Below are 21,702 nucleotides of genomic sequence, written 5' to 3'. Positions count from 1 at the left end.
ATTTCGTCAGGAGTGCCTATCAGAACGGCAGCTTGATGTCTGCGGGCAGGCCCATGCCTTCGGTCAGCTTAGCCATCTCAGCCTGCGACCGTTCTGCGGCCTTGGCCTGAGCATCTTTGACGGCGGCCAGGATCAGATCTTCGACCACTTCCTTGTCGTCGCCGTTAAAGATTGACGGGTCGATATCGAGACCTTTCAGCTCTCCCTTGGCCGTGGCTGTTGCCTTGACCAGCCCTGCACCGGATTCGCCGACAACCATGATGGTATTCAGCTCTTCCTGCATATCCGTCATCTTGGTCTGTAGATCCTGTGCGGATTTCATCATCTTGGCCATGTCACCCAGGCCGCCGAGTCCTTTGAGCATCGGTATTCTCCTAATATCCGGTTTGACGCCTAAATACGGGCGCGGTCGGCGCGGCACAAGGGCCGAGCTGGCTCCTGCCCGTCGTCAAGGCCTTTGGCCAGACCTTTCCTCCCGTTGGGCGCGGGAGGTTTCCAGTTGGGTAAGATGGGACGGTTTCAGTCTTCCTCGAACGGGTCCCATTCGTCTTCGACCTCGGGCAGCGCCTCGGTTTCCACTTTGGCGGCACGTTCTTCCGGTGTTTCAATCCGCTTGATGCGTGCCTTCGGAAATTGCATGAGCACCGCCTGAACCAACGGGTGTTTCTCAGCCTCTGCTTTCAACGCCAGCTCGGCGGCGTCTCGAATCTCGGCGATGGTCGCAACCTCACCATCGGCCACAATCGACACAGCCCAGCGGTTGCCAGTCCATCGTTGCAGCGACGAACCCAGTCTCGCTGCCAGATCTGTGGGTGCGTTCTGTGTCGGGGTGAATTCGATCCGCCCCGGTTGGTAAGAAACCAGCCGCACCCCGTTTTCGACCTCGACCAGAAGTTTCACATCCCGATTGGTGCGGATCAATTCAACCACGTGGTCAAAACTCGGATACCGTGCAAGCGCCGATTGGATATCATGGGCCAGAGCGGCCGACGGCGCGCCGGCGGGGCTGCTAGTTGCGGATACGTAAGAAGATGATGCCGCTGGTACCGGAGCCTGAGAGGGCACGGCCATACCACCGCCAGGACCGCCATTCGGAGGCGGAGGCGGGTTGTCCTGCAGGCGCTTGATCAGCTCTTCGGGGCTGGGCAAGTCGGCAACATGGGTCAGGCGGATAACGGCCATTTCAGCAGCCATCATGGCATTTGGCGCGGCCGATACCTCTTCCAGCGCTTTCAGCAACATCTGCCACATCCGGGTCAAAACGCGCATTGGCAGGGCCTCGGCCATTTGCTGACCACGGGCACGTTCATCAGGGGAAACCGTCGGGTCCTCGGCTGCGTCTGGCGTGATCTTTACAACCGAAACCCAGTGCGTGATTTCGGCCAGGTCACGCAGCACGGATAGCGGATCGGCCCCTTCGGCATATTGCCCGCCCAATTCAGTCAGCGCGCATGCTGCATCCCCTCGCAGGATCATTTCCATCAAGTCCAATACCCGGCCCCGGTCGGCCAGACCCAGCATCGCGCGCACTTGATCTGCGCTGGTTTCACCGGCCCCATGGCTGATTGCCTGATCCAGCAGCGATGTTGCGTCGCGCGCCGACCCCTCGGCCGCGCGGGTGATCAGCGCCAGGGCATCATCCGCGATCTGTGCCTTCTCAGCCTCTGCGATCTTATTGAGCAGGCCAATCATGTCCTCGGGTTCGATCCGGCGCAGGTCAAATCGTTGGCACCGCGACAGAACAGTCACCGGGACTTTGCGGATTTCGGTCGTGGCAAAGATGAACTTCACATGCGCAGGAGGTTCTTCCAACGTCTTGAGCAGCGCGTTGAACGCGCTGGTCGAAAGCATGTGAACCTCGTCGATGATGTAGATCTTATAGCGCGCACTGGCGGCGCGGTATCGGACCGAGTCGATGATTTCGCGGATATCATTCACGCCGGTTCGGCTGGCGGCGTCCATTTCCATCACGTCGACATGGCGACCTTCCATGATGGCGACGCAATGTTCGCACTGGCCGCAAGGCTCGGTCGTGGGCTTGCCTTGCCCATCAGGACCGATGCAGTTCATGCCCTTGGCGATGATCCGGGCCGTGGTTGTCTTACCGGTGCCGCGGATGCCAGTCATGATGAAGGCTTGTGCAATCCGGTCGGCCTCGAACGCGTTTTTCAGCGTGCGCACCATTGCGTTCTGACCGACGAGGTCAGCAAAAGTTTCCGGGCGGTATTTCCGCGCGAGAACCTGATAGGCGGGGCTGGGCGTGTCGGTCATGTCTGCTCTGTTGGATTCGTGTCAGGTTTGCAGCGTAGAGACCCCCGCCGTCCGCGTCCACCGCGCGCGAAAAGGAATTTCGTTTTGGCAAGTTGCATCAGAGCCGGTAAATCATGAGGGGCTTTAGCCCCATGTGGTGATGCAGGAAAAGGAGCTGTGTTGGAGAGTTTTGCAATTCACCCTCTTGGATTGGGCAAAGGGCAGATCGCTCTGTGCCCACTGCCGGGTGTCACGGGCGATTATGCTGGGGATTTCGCAGTAATCCGGGATTGGGCGCCGGACCTGGTCATCTCGATGACTACTCTGGATGAGTTCCAGCATTCCGGCGCGCGTTCATTCGAGGCGGACCTGCAGTGCGAACGGATTGCCTGGGTCCACCTTCCGGTCTCCGATTTCGGCGCCCCCACGCCTGAGGTTGAGGCGCTTTGGCCGCAAGCCAGCGCCGCCGCCCAACATGTCCTTGCCAGTGGCGGCAAGGTGCTGGTGCATTGCCGCGGTGGGTGCGGACGCTCGGGGATGGTTGTGATGCGGCTAATGGTGGAATGCGGCGAAGCGCCTGACCAAGCGCTTCGGCGGTTGCGTGCGGTGCGGCCCTGCGCGGTGGAAACCGACGCGCAAAAGGACTGGGCCGGGTTGCCGGCCCGAACCCTTCCCTGAATCAGGCAGACACTTGATACGGAATACTTTCGCTGCGCGGCGGCAGGGTCGATACGTCGAGCATCGCACAGGGTGGTTCTGACAGAAAACCAGCGGATTTCTGGATGAACTCCGGCCCGAACATCATGTCGCCATAGGCGTCCAGCTTTTCTGTCGGCGTGTCTGTGCTGGTGCCGCAATAGACCCTGATCTGTTCTGATTGGGCCCGAAAACGGGCCGTGCAGCCTTCGGTGCAATGGGTCAGATCGCTGGTACCTTCGACCTCGAATGTTTTGGATGTCGCAGGCCTTGCCGTCGCCATCGCCTCGGCCATGGCGCGTGCCATTCGGGCAAGGGCGGGGCAGGGTTTCCCGGTCCTCTGACAGACGGTTGCGGTGAATTCGTGTGTTTTTGTCTTCCAGATCATAATGCGCCCTCCGCGCGCAGGACGGAGGGTGAGGATCAGGTGTGACAGCGCGCTGACGACCTGCCCGGACACCCCGCCCGAGTTTCGGTTTCGATACGATGGCAGGTCTCCTGACTTGCGGGTCGTCGCTTTGCCGACCTTCCCAGCCCTGGGGCCAGTGGTATTTCGGCATTGCTCACCGCTTACAGTTGCGGGGGCAGTCGCGGAGTTGGCCCTTTCCGGCATCGCCGGGGCAGACCGCACCGTGTTCCCTTTTCATCCCGCCCCAATTCCGGGGCAAGAACCATCACCACATCGCTAGCGGCTATGCAGACCCCGAGTCAAGCCACCTGTTGGGGTTCAAACCGGACGTTTGGTCATCTTGATGAAATCTTGACTCTGGTGGCCGAAATCGGGCCGATTGTTGAGTGAACCGAGTAGTTCAGAATTTGTTGGAAGCGCCATGCTTGATACCACGCCCTGCGTCCAGACTAAGGACTTTGACTTTGCCTCAGGCTCTGCCAGCCTGTCGGCGCGGCTGTATCTGCCTGAAACCGAGCCGAAGGTCGCCGTGGTGATTCACAGCGCAACTGCAGTGCCGCGCGAATATTACCAGCATTTTGCCCGTTGGCTGGCCGCCGAACAGGGTATTGCCTGTCTGACCTATGACTACAGCGATTTCGGGCATTCACTGCGCGACAAACTCAAAACCTCCGAGGTGACCATGGCGGATTGGGCCTTGGTCGACATGCCCGCCGCACGGGCTGAGATGCGCAGGCGGTTCCCGGACGCTTTGCAGTGGAGCATCGGTCATTCCCTTGGCGGCTTGCTGGGGCCGGTGCAGCCAGACATTGATCAGATCGACCGGATGATCTGTGTATGTTCGGGGCTGGTTACTCTGTCCGACCATCCCTGGCCCTATCGCGGGCTGGCGTGGTTGTTCTGGCACGGCCACGGGCGTCTGGCAGTGAATGCACTGGGGTATCTGCCGGGCAAAGCTGTGGGGATCGGTGCCGATTTGCCGGGCCCGGTCTATTGGCAATGGCGCAGCTGGTGCACGGCGCCGCAGAATTATGTGCCGCAGATCGGTGACGCTCTGCCCGAAGCGAGATGGGCGCAATCGAATACACCGGTGGACCTGTTCGCCTTCGAGGACGACCAGATGGTGCCGCCAGACGCAGTCTGGCGGCTTGCCGATCTGTATGGGCCGAAGGCGCGGCGACATCTGTTGTCTCCGAATGAATTCGGAGCGCCTGAGATCGGTCATATTGGCGCTTTTGCCCGCAGAAACCGGGCGGTTTGGCCCCGGTTGATTGCCTGAAAACGAGGCGCCTTTTTGTCACGCTTAGTGTCTGCTACGGGACTTTTTGTCGTGCATGACGGATCGCACCATTTTGCCAAAGGCTTTGTCACGTGCCCGTGACTGCGCGAGGGTCTCGGAATTCCTCTGATCTTCGCGCCGAAGCTTGTGCCAGCGCGCCAGCCGGTCGGGCTCAATCACGCCATTGGCAATCGCCTCCTGCACAGCACAACCGGGTTCGGCCTGGTGCTGGCAATCTGAGAACCGGCACGTTGCAGCCAATTCCAGAAGGTCGGAGAAAACCTCATCCACGCCGTCTTGGGCATCCATCAAACGCAGGGCGCGCATTCCTGGCGTATCAATCAGCCACCCCCCGTTTCGCATCGGGTGAAGCGCACGATGGGTCGTGGTGTGGCGACCCCGTGCGTCATCCTCGCGGATCCCCGCCGTTGTCCCGGCCTGACCAGTCATGGCGTTCGCCAATGTGGTTTTGCCGACACCGGATGAGCCGACCAAAGCAGCAGTTTGCCCGGCAGGGCACCAGGACAGGATCGGATCAATCTCTGACGCCTCCAGCGCGTTGACGGTTAGAACGGTCAGAAACCGAGCCAGCGAACTGGCCTGACTGGCATAGCTCTCTGGGTCAGGGCAGCTGTCGGCCTTGGTCAGGACAACAACCGGATAGCACCCGGCCTGATGCGCCAGCGCCAGATAACGCTCAAGCCGTGCCAGATTGAAATCGGCATTGCAGGAACTGACGATATACAGCACATCCACATTCGCCGCGATCAGCTGAACCTGCGCACCGGTGCCTGCGGCCCGGCGTTGCAAGAGGCTTTTGCGCTCCAAAAGATGCCGAATGCGGTTTTGATCATCCGCAAGGACCCAATCGCCAACCGCAAATTCGCCGGTTGATCGGTCAGGGGTCAGATCAGATGTGCCGCCAAGCGCATTCAGGCCGATCAGGCGATCACGATGGACGGCGTTGATGCGATGCGGTGTGCAGGTAGGGTTCACAGCATGTTGGGCTGCAAAATGAGAGGACCATCCCAGGTCCGAAAGTGTTTTGGACATTGTTCTGCCTGTGTTCAGATACAGGAAACCATCAGGGTGGCAGGCGCGCACCCGTCGGTAACGTGTTCAGGCAAAAGCGGGGGTTAGTCCCGGAAACGCTCTGCCCGAAGGGTCATTGCTACAATCATAAAGTCCCTCCTGCGGCAGTCGTTGCGCGTAAGTGAGAGGTTGGACATCGACCCAAGCGGGGCTCGTTGTGGCTGCTTCCTTCCGGATCTGACCAGGTTGGCGAGGCGCTCGCCCGCGCCAACCTCTCGAGGGTGGATATAGGCAGTTGGCCGGAAAAACACAACCCGTCAGAAGGTCAGAAGAATCCGTAAAAAGCCATTTCCGTCGGTTCCAAGGACTTGTGGATCAAATTCCTGAATGTCCTGCAGATGTCGGTGGGCATTTGGACCGGTGCGTAAGATCGCTTGCGTACCAGTACTACTGGTGATTCTGAAGGGTTCCTGGGCCTCTTCCAGCGGATCGCTGACCAAGGTGCCTGACAGATAATCCAGCAGGGCTTGCTGGACCGGCAGGATGGGCATGTCGATACGTTGCGCATTACCCGCAAATGGGAAATGCCCGCCCCCGCTGGCGCGATAATTGTTAAGCGCGACGGCAAATTGCTGATCCGGTGCAATGGGGGTGGCACCGACCAGAACCTCTGAAACACGCCGGTTTTCGGCATTGATCAAGGTGCCCATATCGTCGAAACGCGGAGGTTGTGTCAGATCAATTCTGCAGGACAGCCCGTATAGCACATCAAAGTTGTGACCCACCCGATTTTCGCAAATAAGTTCGGATGCAGATCCGGTCGAAATCTGGTTGAAAACAGCTGCGGACATCTCAAGCCAGTCCACGATTTGGTCACCGGATACAATGACACCCTGCAATTCGTTTGGAAAAATATGCAGGTCAACCACGTTACGCAGGAATATCTCGCCAGGCTTAACATCCGTATAGAATCGCGGCCCGGCCCGACCGCCGAATTTCGAAGGTGAAACCGCCGATAAAATCGGAATATCTGCCAGGTCGGTATCGGACATACACAGACGTAACGCGGCAGCCTGGGCGGCGGCGACCAGCCTCAGCCCACGGTCCTCGGCGCAAAAGCTGAAATAGCTGTGCAGATGGTGCGGGGTGCGGCCGACCGGCTGGCCCGCTCGCCTGCGGGTTTCGGCATGACCAGAGGAAAACAGATGCAACAATTCCGGATCTTCGGGCGCCAGTGATAACATTTCGTCGGGACGCCCCGCAGATATCGGTCGTAGCGCCGCCCGGGCTTCGCCAACGGTCCAGCCGCCGCGCTCTGCCGAGTGAAGTTTCAAGTCGATCACCCCCAGATGTGATCCGGCCGTTCCGGGTAAGACAACTGGTTTGCCATGCACCAGAGTGTTTTCAGAGCCGGCCTTGACGGGATAGGTCAAATGGGAATGACCAGCAATTATTGCGTCGATACCTTCGATTTCGGCCAGCGGAATAATCGCGTTTTCCATATTCCGTTGTGACCTGTCCGGTCCGAAACCGGTATGGGCCAGCGCGATGATCAGGTCGCAATTTTCGTCTTTGAGCTTTCTGACTTTGTTTGCCGCACAAGTCAGGATGTCCTGAGTGGTAAGGGTGTCGTGCAGCTTGTGCGCCTCCCATTGCGCTGTCTGAGGGGGAAGGACCGAAAATACACCAATCTTCAGGGCCATAGGTGTCGGCGCGCCAGGGATCTCTTTGTGCAAAATGACATGATCTTGCCAGATCTGTGGCCCATTCGTGCGCAAGGCATTGCTGCTGAGCACAGGGCAGGGGGCGTCAGAGATAACGTGCTGTAAGAATTGAAGCCCAAATCCGAAGTCGTGATTTCCCAGGCCAATCGCGTCATATCCCAGGCTGCCGAAGGCCTGCATCAGGATGTGCGGCGCATTGGCGGGATCGGCAGCCCAATCCCCCAACGGTGTACCCTGCAGAGCGTCTCCGTTGTCGAAGAGCAAGACGATATCTCCGTCTGCCTCAGCCTCGTTCCGCGCCTGCCGGATCAGGCTGGCCGTTCGGGTCAATCCGATCGTAGGTTCGTCTTGATCCGCGTAATAATCAAAACTGCACAGGTTCATGTGCAGATCGGTGGTCGCCAAAATCCGGATACCTACAGACTGATCAGACAAATGCGAAATTGTTTTCAATACTCTACTTTTGGCAGTTTTATGAATAACAACTTCAACAAAAAGCATAGTAAGTGCAAATTTTTTTATGCACTTGCGGTAATTTGACAGGATCGCCTCGGTTTTCGGTCGTGGAATTGTCGTTGCAACACCGAAGCTGTCATGGCAGCCCTGTGCAGGCGAACCAGAGGAATTTAAATGAAGAACGCGGAACAGGTAACGTTTGGTGGATCAGGGCTGGATCGTGCCGCACATCTTCGTGGAGACGTCGACGCGATGGCAGCAGCGCGAGCACATCCGAAAGCGAAATGCCTGTTGCTGTGGCGCGGAAAGCTGCTGGTTCAAGGAGAGGCCCTTGATCAACTCTGCTTGTTACCTGTCTTGCACGAGCTGATCGCAAATGGTCCCGGTGGGATTGTCCCAGCGCCAGTATTGCTTGGTCTCTCGGATGAGGTTCCGGTTTTTGCCTTTGATATATCCGATTGGATGCCCGAGGGCGTTGACCTGTCCGAGCTTGGGGCATTCTTTGACCGATCAGAGCAACAGCACCCGGATTTGCCTGAAGGTCAGGTTTTTGTCGAATTGCGCCGCATCATGGCGCGCCTTTCCCCACGTGATGCCGAACTTTCGGCTTCCGCCAAGGCGGTCATCGCATGGCATGAAACCCATAGATTTTGCGCCCGTTGCGGCGCCGCCAGCGAGATGTCGCAAGCAGGATGGCAACGCAGTTGCCCGTCGTGTGGGGGGCAGCATTTCCCACGCACCGACCCGGTCGTCATCATGTTGATCACATATGGGAATTCGGTGCTGATGGGGCGATCCCCGGGATGGCCTGAAGGGATGTATTCGCTACTGGCCGGATTTGTCGAACCCGGAGAAACGCTGGAAGCGGCGGTGCGCAGAGAGGTGATGGAAGAGGCCGGTGTCCCCGTCGGGCAAGTAACCTATCTTTCCAGCCAGCCCTGGCCCTTTCCGGCGTCACTGATGTTTGGCTGTGCAGGCGAGGCATTGTCGCAAGAAATCACTATAGATCCGGTTGAAATCGAAGACGCGATATGGGTGAATAAGGCTGAAATGATGCAGGTCTTTGCTGGGGAACATCCCAGCCTTCTGCCAGCGCGCAAAGGCGCGATTGCGCATTTTCTGCTGCAAAACTGGCTTGCAGATACGCTCGACTGACAAAATACTGGGCGAATAGGCAAGAGAACGATAACCCACCATGCAATTCTCCGCACGTGAAGATATTCAGGCCCCTGTCAACGCAGTGTTCGAAATGTTTGCGGATTTCGAACGGTTCGAGCGGATGGCAATGCGCCGCGGGATCGAGGTCCGGCGTTTGTCAGGGCATATGGGCGTTGTGCCCGGTACATCCTGGGAGACCGAGTTCCGTATGCGCGGAAAGCCTCGGCGCGTGGAAATCAATATGGCCGAATGTGATCCGCCGACCCATATGCGGTTCGAGGCGGCAAGCAAGGGAATGAATGGCTCAACCAGGGTCGAGTTTCTGGCCCTGTCGCAACGTAGAACCCGGCTGACCGTGGATATGTCGCTATCGGCCAAATCCCTGCCTGCACGGCTGTTGCTGCAATCGCTCAGATTGGGTCAGTCGCGGTTCCGGCGACAGTTTCAGGCCCGCCTCAGCGAATTCGCGCGGGAAATGGAAGAACGTCATCTGCACGGTTCTTGAGAATTCCGAGACAAGAGGCCCTGAATGTCTGATGTGATATTGCGCAGCGCTGTTGTGGATGACGCCAAAGGTATTTCCGATGTCCTGCAAGAGATCGTGACCGCCGGTAAGCGCACCAAACCCAGCGATGAGAGTTTTGCCAAAGAGCATTACATCAGCCACTGCGGCAGCATCCAATGCACCGTGGCGGTGCAGGGTTCACAGGTATTGGGCTTTCAGGCGCTGAAACTGGCCGTCGACGGAAACACTTATGGCGTAACAGCCGGTTGGGGCATCATCGGAACACATATCCGCCCGTCAGCCGCGCGCATGGGGATCGGACGGGCCCTGTTTCAGGAAACGCTGCTGGCGGCCCGCGCCGCAGGTCTGCCTGCAATAGACGCGACCATTGGCGCGCAAAATGCCGAAGGCCTCGCCTATTACGCGGCCATGGGATTTGTAGATTACCGCTCACATGACGGGGCGATGTGCAAGAAATACCTGCTGGGTTGAGCTAGCCACGCGGCTGGACCGCCGGATAGACGCCCAGAATCTCGACATTGGTGGTGAAATGTTCCAGCTCTTCCAGGGCCAGTTGTACATTGCGGTCATCCGGGTGCCCGACAATATCCGCATAGAACTGAGTGGCCGTGAACGACCCGTCGACCATATAGCTTTCCAGCTTGGTCATGTTGACACCATTGGTGGCGAACCCGCCCATCGCCTTATACAGCGCGGCCGGGATGTTACGGACCTGAAACACAAAGCTGGTGATCATCCCGTGCGCCCCGCGCCGCGACAGGTCCGCATCGCGTGACATGATCAAAAAACGCGTGGTGTTGTCGTCGCTGTCCTCGATATGGCGGGCCAGGACGTTCAGGTTATAGATCTCTCCGGCCAACTCGCTGGCCAGCGCGGCAGAATGCAGTTCGGCAGCCTCGGAAACCTCGCGCGCGGCGCGGGCATTGTCCGGGCTGACGCGTCCGTGAATGCCGTGCTGCTTCAGGAACCCAGCGCATTGTGGCAGCAGTACCAGATGCGAATGCGCTTCGGTGATGTCGCTCAGCTTGGCACCGGGGACGGCCAACAAATTGATGTGTACGCGAACAAAAGCTTCATCGATGATATGCAATCCGCTATGGGGCAGCAGGCGGTGAATATCGGCCACCCGCCCATAGGTCGTATTTTCGACCGGAAGCATCGCCAGGTCTGCTTTGCCGGACCGAACTGATTCGATCACATCCTCAAATGTGCGGCAGGGCAGGGCCTCCATATCGGGACGAGCGTTTCGGCATGCCTCGTGGCTATAGGCACCGGGTTCTCCCTGAAATGCGATACGTTTTGTCATTTGGTCGATTCCGTGCAACAAGTTCCAGAATTGGGCGTTTAGTCGCGGTGTCTATACCTTGCCTCTTGTAAGGGGAAGCCTTAGACACCCCGCAGACAGCTGAAATGGACTCGCGATCAATGTTCGACACGATGACAGTTACCAAGGCCGCAGCAGGCCTGTTTGGCACCTTCCTGGTGCTGCTTCTGGCCAAATGGGCCGCAGAAGAGCTTTACCACGCCGATGCCCATGGCGAGACGGCTTCGTACATCATCGAAACCGAAAGCGCAGGCGAAAGCGCCAACGGTGAAGAGGTAGTATTTGAAGAGCTTCTGGCCGCCGCCGACGTTGAAAAAGGCGCCAAAGTTTTCCGCAAGTGTACCGCGTGTCACAAGCTGGAAGACGGTGCAAACGGCACAGGCCCCTATCTGTATGGTGTCGTTGACCGCCCTGTCGCAACGGCCAGCGGTTTTACCGGCTATTCGCCACCGATGCAGGCCCATGGCGGCAACTGGACACCCGAAGCACTGGATGCCTTCCTGACCAAGCCAAGCAGCTATATCTCGGGCACATCCATGAGTTTTGCTGGCCTGAAAAAACCGCAGGACCGTGCCGATCTGATTGCCTATCTGCAGACAATCGGCAACTGATGCCAGACCGGCACATCTGAAATTCAAAGCCGCTGCCCCGTGCAGCGGCTTTTTTTGTATGAAGAAACCTTCACAATGCGCTCACGCATTCTAAACTTGAATCAGTCAACGCTGGACCTTTAGCTTCGTTCAGGCGCAAGACTATAAGAAGTGACGCAACAGGGGATGAGCCAAATGGAATCCAACCGACAGATTGTTCAGGCACGTGCATTGGATTTCAGAGGTTGGTTGACCATACCGATTACCGGCTTTTTGCTGCTTGCGCTCATGACCTCTCAACTGTTTGCCGAAGAGACCATCATCAAAAGCCACGGATTCTCGGAATTTGGCGATTTGAAATACCCTGAAGGGTTTGCCCATTTCGACTATGTAAATCCTGATGCGCCGCGCGGCGGAGAGTTGTCTTATGCAGCGCAAGGGACATTTGACAGTTTCAACCCCTACACGCGGCAGGGCCGCGCGGGTGCGCGTTCTGCGGATCAGTATGAATCCCTCATGGTCGCGTCCTATGATGAAACGGCCACTTACTACGGTCTGCTGGCAGAAAGCCTTGAATACCCGGAAAGCCAGGATTGGGTCATCTTCAACATGCGACCTGAGGCGCGGTTTTCCGATGGAACCCCGGTGACTGCCGAAGATGTTGTGTTTTCGCATAATCTGCTGCTGGAACAGGGGTTAAAATCCTATGCCGACGCCGTCCGCGAGATGATTCCGCGTGCCGAAGCGCTGGATGATCATCGGGTTAAATTCTACTTCGCACCGGATATCCCGCGCCGTGGCCTAATAAGTCAGGTTGCCGGGACATCTGTGTTTTCCAAGGCCTGGTTTGAGGCAGACCCCGAAAACCGGCGGCTCGACAAATCCCGGCTTGAGCCCGGTATCGGATCCGGACCTTATGTTTTGGACAGCTATGACATCAACCGGCGCATCGTCTACAAGCGCAACCCGGACTATTGGGGCGACCACGTTAATGTGAATGTTGGCCGCAACAACTATGACTCCATCCGGATCGAATATTTCGCGGACTCGATTGCTGCGATGGAAGGGTTCAAGGCGGGCACGTTCACACTGCGCCAGGAAAACAATTCAAAAAGCTGGGCAACGGCCTATGATTTTCCTGCCATAGCAAACGGAACAGTGGTTCGGGTAGAGCTGGAAGACGGGGATGTCCCCAACGCTTCGGGCTTTGTCATGAACCTGGACCGACCGCAATTTCAGGATCCCAAGGTGCGCGAAGCCGTCCAGTTAGGATTCAACTTCGAATGGACGAATGAAAGCTTGCAATATGGCCTGTTTCAGCAGCGCGACTCATTCTGGCAGGGAACTCACCTAGAGGCGACGGGGCTGCCCGAGGGGCGAGAACTGGAGGTTCTGCAAAGCCTCGGCGATGCGCTGGACCCTGCGGTACTGACCGACCTACCGGTCGTTGCCCATGAATCCCGCGCCGAGCGTCAGAATGATCGTCGCAATCTGCGCGCCGCGATGAAGCTGCTGGATGAGGCCGGTTGGCAGGTGGGCGAAGACGGTATCCGCCGCAATCAAAACGGTGAAGTACTGGCCATAGAATTTCTGTCAGACCAGCCGACTCTTGATCGTATCATCCAGCCATTTGTCGCTAACCTTAGGACGATGGGCATAGATGCGACCTACAATCGTGTGGACAATGCGCAATTCACCCTGCGCCGCCGTGACCGGGATTTCGACATGATTTTCGGCGGGTACCCAAGTTCGCTGCAACCTTCGACGGGACTATACCAGCAATTCGGAACCGAGGCGGCCTCGTATTCCGTATTCAACCCGTCCGGTGCGTATGGCCCGGATATTGAACCGTTGATCGACAACATCGTAGCAGCGACCAACAGCGAAGAGTTGTTTGCCAATGTTCGCGCCCTGGACCGTGTTTTGCGGGCCAAGCGGATCATGGTGCCCACTTGGTATTTGGGCAAATACTGGGTTGCCTATTGGGACATGTATGAATACCCGGAAAACCTGCCGCCTTATTCATTGGGTGTCGAAGACCTGTGGTGGATCAACGCCGAGCAGGAAGCCCAGTTGAAATCCTCCGGCGCCTTGAGGTAATCCGCCCAAATGGGAGCATATATTCTAAGACGCCTGCTGCTGGTCATTCCCACACTGCTGGGAATCATGATCGTCAACTTCACACTTGTGCAGTTTGTGCCAGGCGGCCCGATTGAACAGATCATCGCCCAGATGGAGGGTGGTGGAGATGTATTTGAAGGTATCGCTGGCGGTGGTGGCGATATCGAACAGCAGACCGGCGGCACAAATGACCGCTATATCGGCGGGCGTGGCTTGCCGCCTGAATTCATCGAAGAACTGGAAAAAGAATTCGGGTTCGACAAACCGCCCTTGGAACGGTTTCTGAATATGATGGGTAATTACCTGACTCTGGATTTTGGCGAGAGCTATTTCCGGTCGATCAGTGTGACCGATCTGGTGCTGGAAAAGATGCCGGTGTCTATTTCGCTGGGGCTTTGGTCGACGCTGATTGCCTATCTGGTGTCGATCCCTCTGGGTATTCGCAAGGCGATCAGGGACGGATCAAGCTTTGACACCTGGACCAGTGGTGCCATCATCGTGGCCTACGCCATCCCGGGATTTCTGTTCGCCATTTTGCTGCTGGTGCTATTTGCCGGTGGGTCCTATTGGCAGATCTTTCCGCTGCGGGGGCTTACCTCGGACAACTGGGACAGCCTGAGTGTATTTGGCAAGATTGCCGATTACTTCTGGCATATCGCGTTGCCGATCCTGGCGCTGACCATCTCTGCCTTCGCAACGCTCACCTTGCTGACCAAAAACTCGTTTCTGGACGAGATTAAAAAGCAATATGTCATGACCGCCCGCGCCAAGGGCCTGAGCGAAAGCCGGGTGCTGTACGGCCACGTATTCCGCAATGCGATGCTGATCGTAATCGCGGGTTTTCCGGCCGTCTTCATCGGTGTGTTTTTCGGTGGGTCAATCATCATCGAAACCATCTTTTCGCTGGATGGATTGGGCCGGTTGGGCTTCGAGGCCGCCGTGGCGCGGGATTACCCGGTTATTTTCGGGACCCTGTTCATCTTTGGCCTAATGGGTCTGGTGGTCGGCATCATCAGTGATCTGATGTATGTGTTGGTTGATCCGCGCATCGACTTTGAAAAGCGGGAGGGGTAAATGGCGCTTTCCCCCCTGAATCAGCGCCGGTGGCGCAACTTCCGTCGCAATGGCCGGGCGTTCTGGTCGCTGATCATCTTCTCGATCCTGTTCGGCCTGTCGCTATTTGCTGAATTTATCGCAAATGACAAACCGATCCTGGTGAAATACCGCGGTGAGCTTTATACGCCGATCTTCAATTTCTACCCAGAGACCGAGTTTGGCGGTGATTTCCAAACCGAAGCAATCTATCGCGACCCCGAAGTGCGTTGTCTGATAGACAGTGGCGGTTTGGATCAGTGCTTTGACGATCCTGACGGCATTATCGAACAGATCGAGGCCGGATCCTTTGCCGCCGACGGGTTCGAGCGCGGCTGGACCATCTGGCCGCTGATCCCATACTCTTTCAAAACCAGCGTTGATCGGCCGGGCGCCGCCCCGCTGCCGCCCAATGGTCAGAACCTGTTGGGCACCGATGACACCAAGCGCGATGTGCTTGCACGGGTGATCTATGGGTTCCGTCTGTCCATTCTGTTCACGCTGATGGTCACAGGTGTTGCCAGCCTGATCGGTATCTTCGCAGGCGCCATTCAGGGCTTTTTTGGCGGCTGGCTGGATTTGATCTTTCAACGGATCATCGAGATTTGGTCGGCCACCCCATCGCTTTATGTGATCATCATCATGTTCGCTATTCTAGGGCGCAGTTTCTGGTTGCTGGTGTTGCTTATGATCCTGTTCAGCTGGACCGGATTGGTTGGCGTTGTCCGAGCTGAGTTCCTGCGGGCGCGAAACCTTGAATATGTCCGGGCCGCGCGGGCGTTGGGCGTCAGCAACAGGACGATCATGTTCCGCCACATGCTGCCCAATGCAATGGTCGCCACGCTGACCTTCATGCCCTTCATCGTCACCGGCACGATTGGCGGACTTGCCTCGCTGGATTTTCTGGGCTTCGGCCTGCCGTCCTCGGCCCCGTCACTTGGCGAGCTGACCTTGCAGGCAAAACAGAACTTGCAGGCCCCTTGGCTGGCCTTTACCGCCTTTTTCACCTTTGCCATCATGCTGTCGCTTCTGGTCTTCATTTTCGAAGGCGTCCGCGATGCGTTTGATCCCAGAAAGACCTTCTCATGAGCCTGCTGGATGTAAACAACCTCAAGGTTTCGTTCCGGCAGGACGGGCAGGTCAGTGCGGCGGTCAAGGGCGTGTCCTTCACCGTGGATCGTGGGGAAACCGTGGCTTTGGTAGGGGAATCCGGGTCCGGAAAATCTGTGACCGCCTTGTCGACCGTCTCGCTGTTGGGAGACAGCGCGATTGTCGAAGGTTCGGTGAAATATGACGGGCAAGAGATGATCGGGACGTCCGAGCAACATCTGATGGATGTGCGCGGCAACGACATCAGTTTCATCTTTCAAGAACCGATGACATCGTTGAACCCGTTGCACACGATCCAGAAGCAGATGGCAGAGTCGCTGGCGCTGCATCAGGGGGTGGTGGGCGACGCGGCCCGTGATCGGATTGTCGAGTTGCTGACGAAGGTTGGTATCCGGGACCCGAAGGATCGGTTGGACAGCTATCCGCACCAACTTTCGGGCGGACAACGGCAGCGCGTCATGATCGCCATGGCGCTTGCCAATAAGCCGGACATACTGATCGCAGATGAACCGACCACGGCGCTGGACGTGACCATTCAGGCACAGATACTCGAGTTGCTGGCAGACCTGCAGAAAGCCGAAAACATGGGGATGCTGTTCATCACCCATGACCTTGGCATCGTGCGCCGGATCGCCGATCGAGTTTGCGTCATGAAGGACGGAGAGATTGTCGAAGCCGGTGCAACCGCGGACATCTTCGAGAACCCTCAGCATCCCTATACCCGGAAATTGCTGGCGGCCGAACCGTCGGGCCAACCCGATCCGGTCGCCGCGGATGCAGAAGAGGTCGCCCGCACTGATCATCTGAAAGTCTGGTTCCCGATCCAGCGCGGCTTTCTCAAGCGAACTGTCGGCCATGTTAAGGCGGTGAATGACGCCAGCCTCAGCGTGCGCGCCGGCGAAACCGTGGGGATCGTGGGCGAAAGCGGGTCGGGCAAGACCACGTTGGCGCTGGCCATCATGCGGCTGATCGCGTCCGAGGGTGGTATCACCTTTCGCGACCAGGATGTGCGCCGTTGGTCCACACGCGAATTGCGCCGTTTGCGCAAGGATATGCAGATTGTGTTTCAGGACCCGTTTGGCAGCCTGAGCCCGCGCATGACCTGTATGCAAATCATCGCCGAGGGTCTGGCAATCCACAAGGTTGATCCACACCGCTCCCCGCGTGATCTGGTGGCGGATGTGATGACCGAAGTGGGGTTGGACCCGGCGTCGATGGACCGGTATCCGCACGAGTTCTCGGGCGGGCAGCGGCAGCGTATCGCCATCGCACGGGCGATGGTGCTACGTCCCAAACTTCTGGTGCTGGATGAGCCGACAAGCGCGCTGGACATGACGGTTCAGGTGCAGATCGTAGACTTGCTGCGAGATCTGCAGCGGAAATACGGGTTGGCATATCTGTTCATCAGCCATGACCTAAAAGTGGTCCGGGCGATGTCACATAATGTCATCGTTATGCGGAACGGTGACGTGATTGAAATGGGCGCTGCCGAAGACCTGTTCGAAAACGCGCAGACAGATTACACCCGCGAATTGATTGCGGCAGCGGGCTGAAGCCCGCTCTCCGTGTTTTTCACGCGTTTGCGGTTTCCCGTGTTGCCGCTTTCGGTATCGGGCCGCGCAGTTCTTCATAGTGATCAAAGCTTAACTTTACCCAACCGGTGCCGCGCGTGGCGCTGGCCAGGGTGCGATGCAACTCATCCTCGGCCACGGCAGGGAGTTGGGCATTGAAAATCTCCCAGCCCGAAGCGTTGGGGTTGCCTTCGAATCCCAGCACTTGACCCTGTAAGGAACTGATCGTGGGGACAAGGTCGCCGACAAAATCGGATGGCAGGTGAATCTCTGCGTTCAGAATGGGTTGCAGGACCACCGGTTTGGCCTGAGGCAGCGCCTCGCGTACGGCGTTCTTGCCTGCGGTGCGGAAAGCATAATCGGAACTGTCCACATTGTGGTGTTTGCCGTCACTCAGCGTGATTTTGACATCAACAACAGGGAAGCCCTCGGGCCCCTGCTCCAGCGCGTCCTTGGCCCCGTGTTCAACTGAGGGAATATAGTTGCGCGGCACCGAACCGCCTTTCACGATCTCTTCGAACTGAAACCCTGATCCGCGCGGCATGGGCGTGACCGAGATCACGACATCTGCAAACTGACCCGCACCACCGGATTGCTTGCGGTGACGGTGGCGGTGTTCGATGGGCGCACGGATGGTTTCGCGATAGGCGGTCTCGATCGGGTCGGCCACGATTTCAATCCCGAAATCTTCGGCCAGTTTGGCGGTGATCCGGCGCATGTGCTGCGGGCCTTGAGAGCCCAGCACCGCATGGCCGGTCAGCTCATCCTGTTCCAGATGGAGACCGGGGTCGATCTCGACCAGACGGGTCAGAGCGTTCGACAGGCGCACGTCATCTCGCTCATGCGCGGGTGATACGATCTGACGTTGGGCGACTGGATGTGATGATGCCCATTCCGGCAACGGAGATTCGGATTTGCTGTCGTAAATATTGCCTGGGATCAGGTGATCGGATTTCACGGCCAGCCCGATCTGACCTGCCTCCAGCCCGGAAATCTGGGTCTTGGCGTCAAGTGTCGTCAGATTGCCGACTGTCTCACCTCCCAAAGCTTCATGCGCACGCACGCCATCTCCCAGGCCACGAAGGACGATGATCTTGCCGATATGTTTCTTCACGTCCGCGAATCCCGCAATGGCGCGGGCAGTCTCGGTGGCCTCATCGCGGTTGGCGGCAATGTTGAACTCAGGGGCTTCGTGCCGCAGGGCTTTCATCAGGCGGGTCAGGCCATTGCCATGGCTGGCCGCGCCCAGACAGGCGGGGATCAACTGGTGGTTCTGCAAAACCTGCGCGGCCAGATCGTAGATCTCGGCACTTGCGGGCTGTTTGTCTTCGATCAGCTGCTCCAACAGGTGATCGTCAAAATCCGACAGCGTCTCTAGCAGCTCGGTGCGGGCTTCTTGTTCGCGGTCCTCGACCGAGTGCGGCAGTTCGATCAGGGCCGAGGGCTGGCCTTCCTGATATTTCCAAGCCCGCTCCGAGATCAGATCGACCGCGCCGACTATTGTCTCGCCGTCGCGAATAGGGACCTGACGTAGGGCGATGTGGTGGGTGCAGTAGGTCTGTAGCGCGGCGATGATATCCCGGATACGGCCATTTGGGGCATCCATCCGATTGATGAACAGGAAACAGGGAATGCCCGCCTCTTCAACCAGCCGCAGATAGGGCGCGCACAAGACAGCCGCGTCTGGGTCCGGCGGGACAACAACAACCGCCGCATCCGAAATCGCCATGGCTGGTCCGACATAACCCAGATTGTCGCTGCCCCCGTCCACATCGATCGCGCACCAGGGCTCGTCCAAGTAAGAAAAACCGTGCAAGTGCACGGTTCCGGAGACATCGAATGTGGTGGGTCGGTTGTCGAGGCGGCTTATGGCCTCGACTAGGGTTGTCTTGCCAGATTGGCTGGGGCCGAGGACGGTGAATACGCGCATGAGTGATGTCCCTCTTTTCAGGTTGCAGTAATACCTGCACGAAAAGGGCCGACCCACACGGCTGCGTGGGCGAGGACTGACTGCGAATTCACCTGCCTCAGGGTTCGGATCGTTCCGCCCAAGTGTGAAGACAACCAGAGGCTCGCGTCAAGCCCCTGTACTGGTATCTAAGCGGCGGGCCGCACAACCGGGCCCACCTGTAAGCGATCAGATCGCCGAGCTGTGGCCTGCCTTGCTCAGGTCATAGGCGTCAAAGCTGCGGGCAATCATTCGGGTCAGCGGCCGGGCCTCGGGTGGAATGAAGAGGCCATCCTTGGTGACGTGTAGCAGATTGTTGAAGTCGGCATTGGCCCTCTGGTACATCTCGTTCAGCTCTTGGGCGGATATGTTGTGGTCACGCAGAATCTCAGCCGAATTGATCTGAAAATCACACATCAGCGCTTCGATCAGACGTGCGCGTAAAATGTCCTGCCCTTTGAACAAATGTCCGCGCGAGGTTGCAAAGCGCCCCTCGCGGATGGCTTTCGTATAGGCCGATGTTGCCGGTGCGTTCTGGGCGTAGCCCTGAGGAAATCGCGAGATCGAGCTTGCGCCCACACCGATCAGCACCTCGGCCTGATCATCCGTATAACCCTGAAAGTTCCGTTTCAGTCGCCCGGCCCTGAGCGCATGTGTCAGGCCATCATCCTGCGTGGCAAAGTGGTCAATTCCGATCTCGGCGTAATCATCCCAGAGGAACAGTCGACGCGCCGTCTCGAACAGCTCCAGACGTTGCTCGGGCGTGGGCAATGCGTCCGAAGGAATCAACTGTTGCCGCTTGGCCATCCACGGCACGTGGGCGTATCCGTACAGCGCAACGCGGTCGGGGTTCAGTGACAGCAGTTTCTGTACGCTTTCTGTCATCCTTGATTTGGTCTGATGCGGCAGACCGTACAGGATATCAGCGTTCAGGCTGGTAATGCCGCGGGCACGGATCATGTCCACAGCTGCGCGCGTGGTGTCATAGCTTTGGACGCGACCGATAGTTTTCTGAATCTCATCGTCGAAATCCTGCACGCCGATCGAGGCACGGTTCATGCCCGCTTCGGCCAACGCGTCCAGTCGGGCTTGGTCAATCTCGTTCGGGTCGATTTCGACCGAGAATTCAGCACCCGGGCCTAGCGGTACAACATCCAGAATGCGTGTGGCCAGATCCCGCATCAGATCGGGATTCAACAGCGTTGGTGTGCCGCCGCCCCAGTGCAGACGCGAGAGGGTGACGCCTTGAGGCAGGCACGCGGCTAGCAGATCAAGCTCGGCCTTGAGGACGTCGACATAGGCGATGACCGGGTTGTCAGTTTGAGTCCCCTGTGTTCGGCAGGCACAAAACCAACACAGCCTGCGGCAGAAGGGCACGTGTATGTACAACGAGACGGAGCTGCCGGGTTTAATGCTGGTAATCCAGTCTTCGTAAAGGTTTACCCCCACATCATTGTTGAAGTGAGGGGCTGTTGGATAGCTTGTGTAGCGCGGTACTTTCGCGTCAAATAGTCCAAGCTTTGCAAGTTGTGGTTTAACTATCATGGCGATACCGTTAGAGGACGGCACGCCTAGCAACCTTGATAGAGATCAAGTGGGAACGCGCATGACACAGATTTTCAAAATCGATCATACAAACTGTGAAGATTGTCCAATCCGCCACAGAGCAGTCTGCGCGCATTGCGATGTTCATGAGCTGGAGCTTCTTGAAGGTATTAAATATTATCGCAGCTTCGAGGCTGGGCAGACAATCATCTGGTCCGGTGATCAGATGAATTTCGTGGGCTCGGTCGTGTCGGGGATCGCTTCTTTGACTCAGACCATGGAAGATGGGCGCACGCAGATGGTTGGCCTTTTGCTGCCCAGCGATTTCGTCGGTCGTCCCGGTCGAGATTCAGCGCCTTACGACGTCGTGGCAACGACTGACATTGTCATGTGCTGTTTCCGTAAGAAGCCGTTCGAAGAACTGATGGGTGCTACTCCGCATATCGCGCATCGTTTGCTTCAGATGACACTGGATGAGCTGGACGCTGCCCGTGAATGGATGCTGGTGCTGGGGCGCAAGACTGCGCGCGAAAAAATCGCAAGCCTGTTGTCCATCATCGCGCGCCGGGATGCGTCGATTGGGCAGAACGGGAATTCCAGCCCAATCGTTTTTGATCTTCCGCTGACGCGCGAGGCGATGGCAGACTACCTTGGCCTTACACTGGAAACCGTCAGCCGTCAGATATCCGCCTTGAAGAAAGACGAGATCATCTTGCTAGAAGGAAAGCGCCGTGTATCTGTTCCGGATATGGGCCGGTTGATGGAAGAGGCAGGCGACGATTCCGATGGCGGATATCTGGTGTGATTCACATACGGCGTGACCCGTTGTCTTAACCGTGGTTTAGTGGGACCAGTGAAACTGCGTCAGGAG

The 21,702-nt window shown here is 57.6% G+C and carries 19 protein-coding genes, 1 other RNA gene and 1 riboswitch; of the genes, 11 read left to right on the top strand and 9 right to left on the bottom strand.

Going from position 1 to position 21,702, the window contains the following annotated elements; all coding sequences use genetic code 11:
- Nucleotides 1–19 precede the first annotated feature (19 nt).
- Both AC2FLG_RS14640 and AC2FLG_RS14635 read right to left on the bottom strand, forming a co-directional pair.
- Nucleotides 20–364, bottom strand: a complete 345-nt coding sequence (locus tag AC2FLG_RS14640; protein ID WP_142636987.1) for a YbaB/EbfC family nucleoid-associated protein — start codon at nt 362–364, stop codon at nt 20–22.
- A gap of 155 nt (nt 365–519) precedes the next feature.
- The gene (locus tag AC2FLG_RS14635; RefSeq protein ID WP_496706762.1) at nt 520–2,271 is read right to left on the bottom strand and encodes a DNA polymerase III subunit gamma/tau; all 1,752 of its coding nucleotides are present in this window, start codon (nt 2,269–2,271) and stop codon (nt 520–522) included.
- A gap of 156 nt (nt 2,272–2,427) precedes the next feature.
- Here AC2FLG_RS14635 and AC2FLG_RS14630 point away from each other — a divergent pair, with 156 nt between their 5' ends.
- Nucleotides 2,428–2,928, top strand: a complete 501-nt coding sequence (locus tag AC2FLG_RS14630) for a protein-tyrosine phosphatase family protein (RefSeq protein WP_425595855.1) — start codon at nt 2,428–2,430, stop codon at nt 2,926–2,928.
- Nucleotide 2,929: 1 nt separating this feature from the next.
- Here the strand turns inward: AC2FLG_RS14630 and AC2FLG_RS14625 are convergent, their stop codons facing one another.
- Entirely contained in the window at nt 2,930–3,334 is a 405-nt protein-coding gene (locus AC2FLG_RS14625; protein ID WP_496706760.1) for a hypothetical protein, read from the bottom strand.
- Between the two features lie 83 nt (nt 3,335–3,417).
- A riboswitch (cobalamin riboswitch) is annotated at nt 3,418–3,637 on the bottom strand.
- Between the two features lie 139 nt (nt 3,638–3,776).
- On the opposite strand from AC2FLG_RS14625, the gene AC2FLG_RS14620 reads away from it, so the two are divergent.
- Nucleotides 3,777–4,634, top strand: a complete 858-nt coding sequence (locus AC2FLG_RS14620) for an alpha/beta hydrolase family protein (RefSeq protein ID WP_496697663.1) — start codon at nt 3,777–3,779, stop codon at nt 4,632–4,634.
- 24 nt (nt 4,635–4,658) lie between these two features.
- On the opposite strand, the gene rsgA is transcribed toward AC2FLG_RS14620, so the two are convergent.
- From rsgA to AC2FLG_RS14605, 3 genes are all read right to left on the bottom strand, one after another.
- Nucleotides 4,659–5,687 (bottom strand): ribosome small subunit-dependent GTPase A, encoded by a 1,029-nt coding sequence (rsgA, locus tag AC2FLG_RS14615; protein WP_496706757.1) that lies wholly within the window; start codon nt 5,685–5,687, stop codon nt 4,659–4,661.
- Between the two features lie 158 nt (nt 5,688–5,845).
- Nucleotides 5,846–5,944: signal recognition particle sRNA small type (ffs, locus tag AC2FLG_RS14610), an RNA gene on the bottom strand.
- 39 nt (nt 5,945–5,983) lie between these two features.
- Nucleotides 5,984–7,825: a 5'-nucleotidase C-terminal domain-containing protein gene (locus AC2FLG_RS14605; protein WP_496706756.1), complete on the bottom strand. Its 1,842-nt coding sequence runs from the start codon at nt 7,823–7,825 to the stop codon at nt 5,984–5,986.
- Nucleotides 7,826–8,020: 195 nt separating this feature from the next.
- On the opposite strand from AC2FLG_RS14605, the gene nudC reads away from it, so the two are divergent.
- From nudC to AC2FLG_RS14590, 3 genes are read left to right on the top strand one after another with little or no spacing between them, the layout of a single operon-like run.
- Nucleotides 8,021–9,001: an NAD(+) diphosphatase gene (gene nudC, locus AC2FLG_RS14600; protein WP_496697668.1), complete on the top strand. Its 981-nt coding sequence runs from the start codon at nt 8,021–8,023 to the stop codon at nt 8,999–9,001.
- 40 nt (nt 9,002–9,041) lie between these two features.
- Complete coding sequence (locus AC2FLG_RS14595) at nt 9,042–9,509, top strand: SRPBCC family protein (protein ID WP_142636970.1); 468 nt, start codon at nt 9,042–9,044, stop codon at nt 9,507–9,509.
- Between the two features lie 24 nt (nt 9,510–9,533).
- Nucleotides 9,534–10,001 (top strand): GNAT family N-acetyltransferase, encoded by a 468-nt coding sequence (locus tag AC2FLG_RS14590; RefSeq protein ID WP_496706754.1) that lies wholly within the window; start codon nt 9,534–9,536, stop codon nt 9,999–10,001.
- 1 nt (nt 10,002) lies between these two features.
- On the opposite strand, the gene AC2FLG_RS14585 is transcribed toward AC2FLG_RS14590, so the two are convergent.
- Nucleotides 10,003–10,836, bottom strand: a complete 834-nt coding sequence (locus tag AC2FLG_RS14585) for a prephenate dehydratase (RefSeq protein ID WP_271949791.1) — start codon at nt 10,834–10,836, stop codon at nt 10,003–10,005.
- 119 nt (nt 10,837–10,955) lie between these two features.
- Between AC2FLG_RS14585 and AC2FLG_RS14580 the strand changes: the two genes are divergently transcribed.
- From AC2FLG_RS14580 to AC2FLG_RS14560, 5 genes are all read left to right on the top strand, one after another.
- Nucleotides 10,956–11,465 (top strand): c-type cytochrome, encoded by a 510-nt coding sequence (locus AC2FLG_RS14580; protein WP_281973121.1) that lies wholly within the window; start codon nt 10,956–10,958, stop codon nt 11,463–11,465.
- A 174-nt stretch (nt 11,466–11,639) separates the two neighbouring features.
- Nucleotides 11,640–13,544 (top strand): extracellular solute-binding protein, encoded by a 1,905-nt coding sequence (locus tag AC2FLG_RS14575; RefSeq protein ID WP_282021944.1) that lies wholly within the window; start codon nt 11,640–11,642, stop codon nt 13,542–13,544.
- A 9-nt stretch (nt 13,545–13,553) separates the two neighbouring features.
- Nucleotides 13,554–14,639 (top strand): microcin C ABC transporter permease YejB, encoded by a 1,086-nt coding sequence (locus AC2FLG_RS14570; RefSeq protein WP_142636962.1) that lies wholly within the window; start codon nt 13,554–13,556, stop codon nt 14,637–14,639.
- Complete coding sequence (locus tag AC2FLG_RS14565) at nt 14,640–15,746, top strand: ABC transporter permease (RefSeq protein ID WP_496706752.1); 1,107 nt, start codon at nt 14,640–14,642, stop codon at nt 15,744–15,746.
- Complete coding sequence (locus tag AC2FLG_RS14560) at nt 15,743–17,320, top strand: ABC transporter ATP-binding protein (protein WP_142636958.1); 1,578 nt, start codon at nt 15,743–15,745, stop codon at nt 17,318–17,320. The genes AC2FLG_RS14565 and AC2FLG_RS14560 overlap by 4 nt, the downstream gene beginning before the upstream one ends.
- 19 nt (nt 17,321–17,339) lie before the next feature.
- Here the strand turns inward: AC2FLG_RS14560 and AC2FLG_RS14555 are convergent, their stop codons facing one another.
- Together AC2FLG_RS14555 and hemN are read right to left on the bottom strand one after the other, a co-directional pair.
- Nucleotides 17,340–19,268 (bottom strand): elongation factor G, encoded by a 1,929-nt coding sequence (locus AC2FLG_RS14555; RefSeq protein WP_496697674.1) that lies wholly within the window; start codon nt 19,266–19,268, stop codon nt 17,340–17,342.
- A gap of 207 nt (nt 19,269–19,475) precedes the next feature.
- Nucleotides 19,476–20,831: an oxygen-independent coproporphyrinogen III oxidase gene (gene hemN / locus AC2FLG_RS14550; protein ID WP_496706751.1), complete on the bottom strand. Its 1,356-nt coding sequence runs from the start codon at nt 20,829–20,831 to the stop codon at nt 19,476–19,478.
- Between the two features lie 61 nt (nt 20,832–20,892).
- Between hemN and fnrL the strand changes: the two genes are divergently transcribed.
- Complete coding sequence (gene fnrL / locus AC2FLG_RS14545) at nt 20,893–21,636, top strand: transcriptional regulator FnrL (RefSeq protein WP_496702633.1); 744 nt, start codon at nt 20,893–20,895, stop codon at nt 21,634–21,636.
- The last annotated feature ends 66 nt before the right edge of the window (nt 21,637–21,702 follow it).

This window comes from Ruegeria sp. CDSA193 (genome assembly GCF_059611885.1).
The sequence above is the reverse complement of the archived record's forward strand: the minus strand, read 5'-3'. Positions and strand labels throughout refer to the sequence as shown.

Coding starts and splice junctions, on each gene's coding strand:
- AC2FLG_RS14640 (WP_142636987.1), bottom strand. CDS start 364: ATGCTCAAAGGACTCGGCGGCCTGGGTGACATGGCCAAGATGATGAAA.
- AC2FLG_RS14635 (WP_496706762.1), bottom strand. CDS start 2,271: ATGACCGACACGCCCAGCCCCGCCTATCAGGTTCTCGCGCGGAAATAC.
- AC2FLG_RS14625 (WP_496706760.1), bottom strand. CDS start 3,334: ATGATCTGGAAGACAAAAACACACGAATTCACCGCAACCGTCTGTCAG.
- AC2FLG_RS14620 (WP_496697663.1), top strand. CDS start 3,777: ATGCTTGATACCACGCCCTGCGTCCAGACTAAGGACTTTGACTTTGCC.
- rsgA (WP_496706757.1), bottom strand. CDS start 5,687: ATGTCCAAAACACTTTCGGACCTGGGATGGTCCTCTCATTTTGCAGCC.
- nudC (WP_496697668.1), top strand. CDS start 8,021: ATGAAGAACGCGGAACAGGTAACGTTTGGTGGATCAGGGCTGGATCGT.
- AC2FLG_RS14595 (WP_142636970.1), top strand. CDS start 9,042: ATGCAATTCTCCGCACGTGAAGATATTCAGGCCCCTGTCAACGCAGTG.
- AC2FLG_RS14590 (WP_496706754.1), top strand. CDS start 9,534: ATGTCTGATGTGATATTGCGCAGCGCTGTTGTGGATGACGCCAAAGGT.
- AC2FLG_RS14585 (WP_271949791.1), bottom strand. CDS start 10,836: ATGACAAAACGTATCGCATTTCAGGGAGAACCCGGTGCCTATAGCCAC.
- AC2FLG_RS14580 (WP_281973121.1), top strand. CDS start 10,956: ATGTTCGACACGATGACAGTTACCAAGGCCGCAGCAGGCCTGTTTGGC.
- AC2FLG_RS14575 (WP_282021944.1), top strand. CDS start 11,640: ATGGAATCCAACCGACAGATTGTTCAGGCACGTGCATTGGATTTCAGA.
- AC2FLG_RS14570 (WP_142636962.1), top strand. CDS start 13,554: ATGGGAGCATATATTCTAAGACGCCTGCTGCTGGTCATTCCCACACTG.
- AC2FLG_RS14565 (WP_496706752.1), top strand. CDS start 14,640: ATGGCGCTTTCCCCCCTGAATCAGCGCCGGTGGCGCAACTTCCGTCGC.
- AC2FLG_RS14560 (WP_142636958.1), top strand. CDS start 15,743: ATGAGCCTGCTGGATGTAAACAACCTCAAGGTTTCGTTCCGGCAGGAC.
- AC2FLG_RS14555 (WP_496697674.1), bottom strand. CDS start 19,268: ATGCGCGTATTCACCGTCCTCGGCCCCAGCCAATCTGGCAAGACAACC.
- hemN (WP_496706751.1), bottom strand. CDS start 20,831: ATGATAGTTAAACCACAACTTGCAAAGCTTGGACTATTTGACGCGAAA.
- fnrL (WP_496702633.1), top strand. CDS start 20,893: ATGACACAGATTTTCAAAATCGATCATACAAACTGTGAAGATTGTCCA.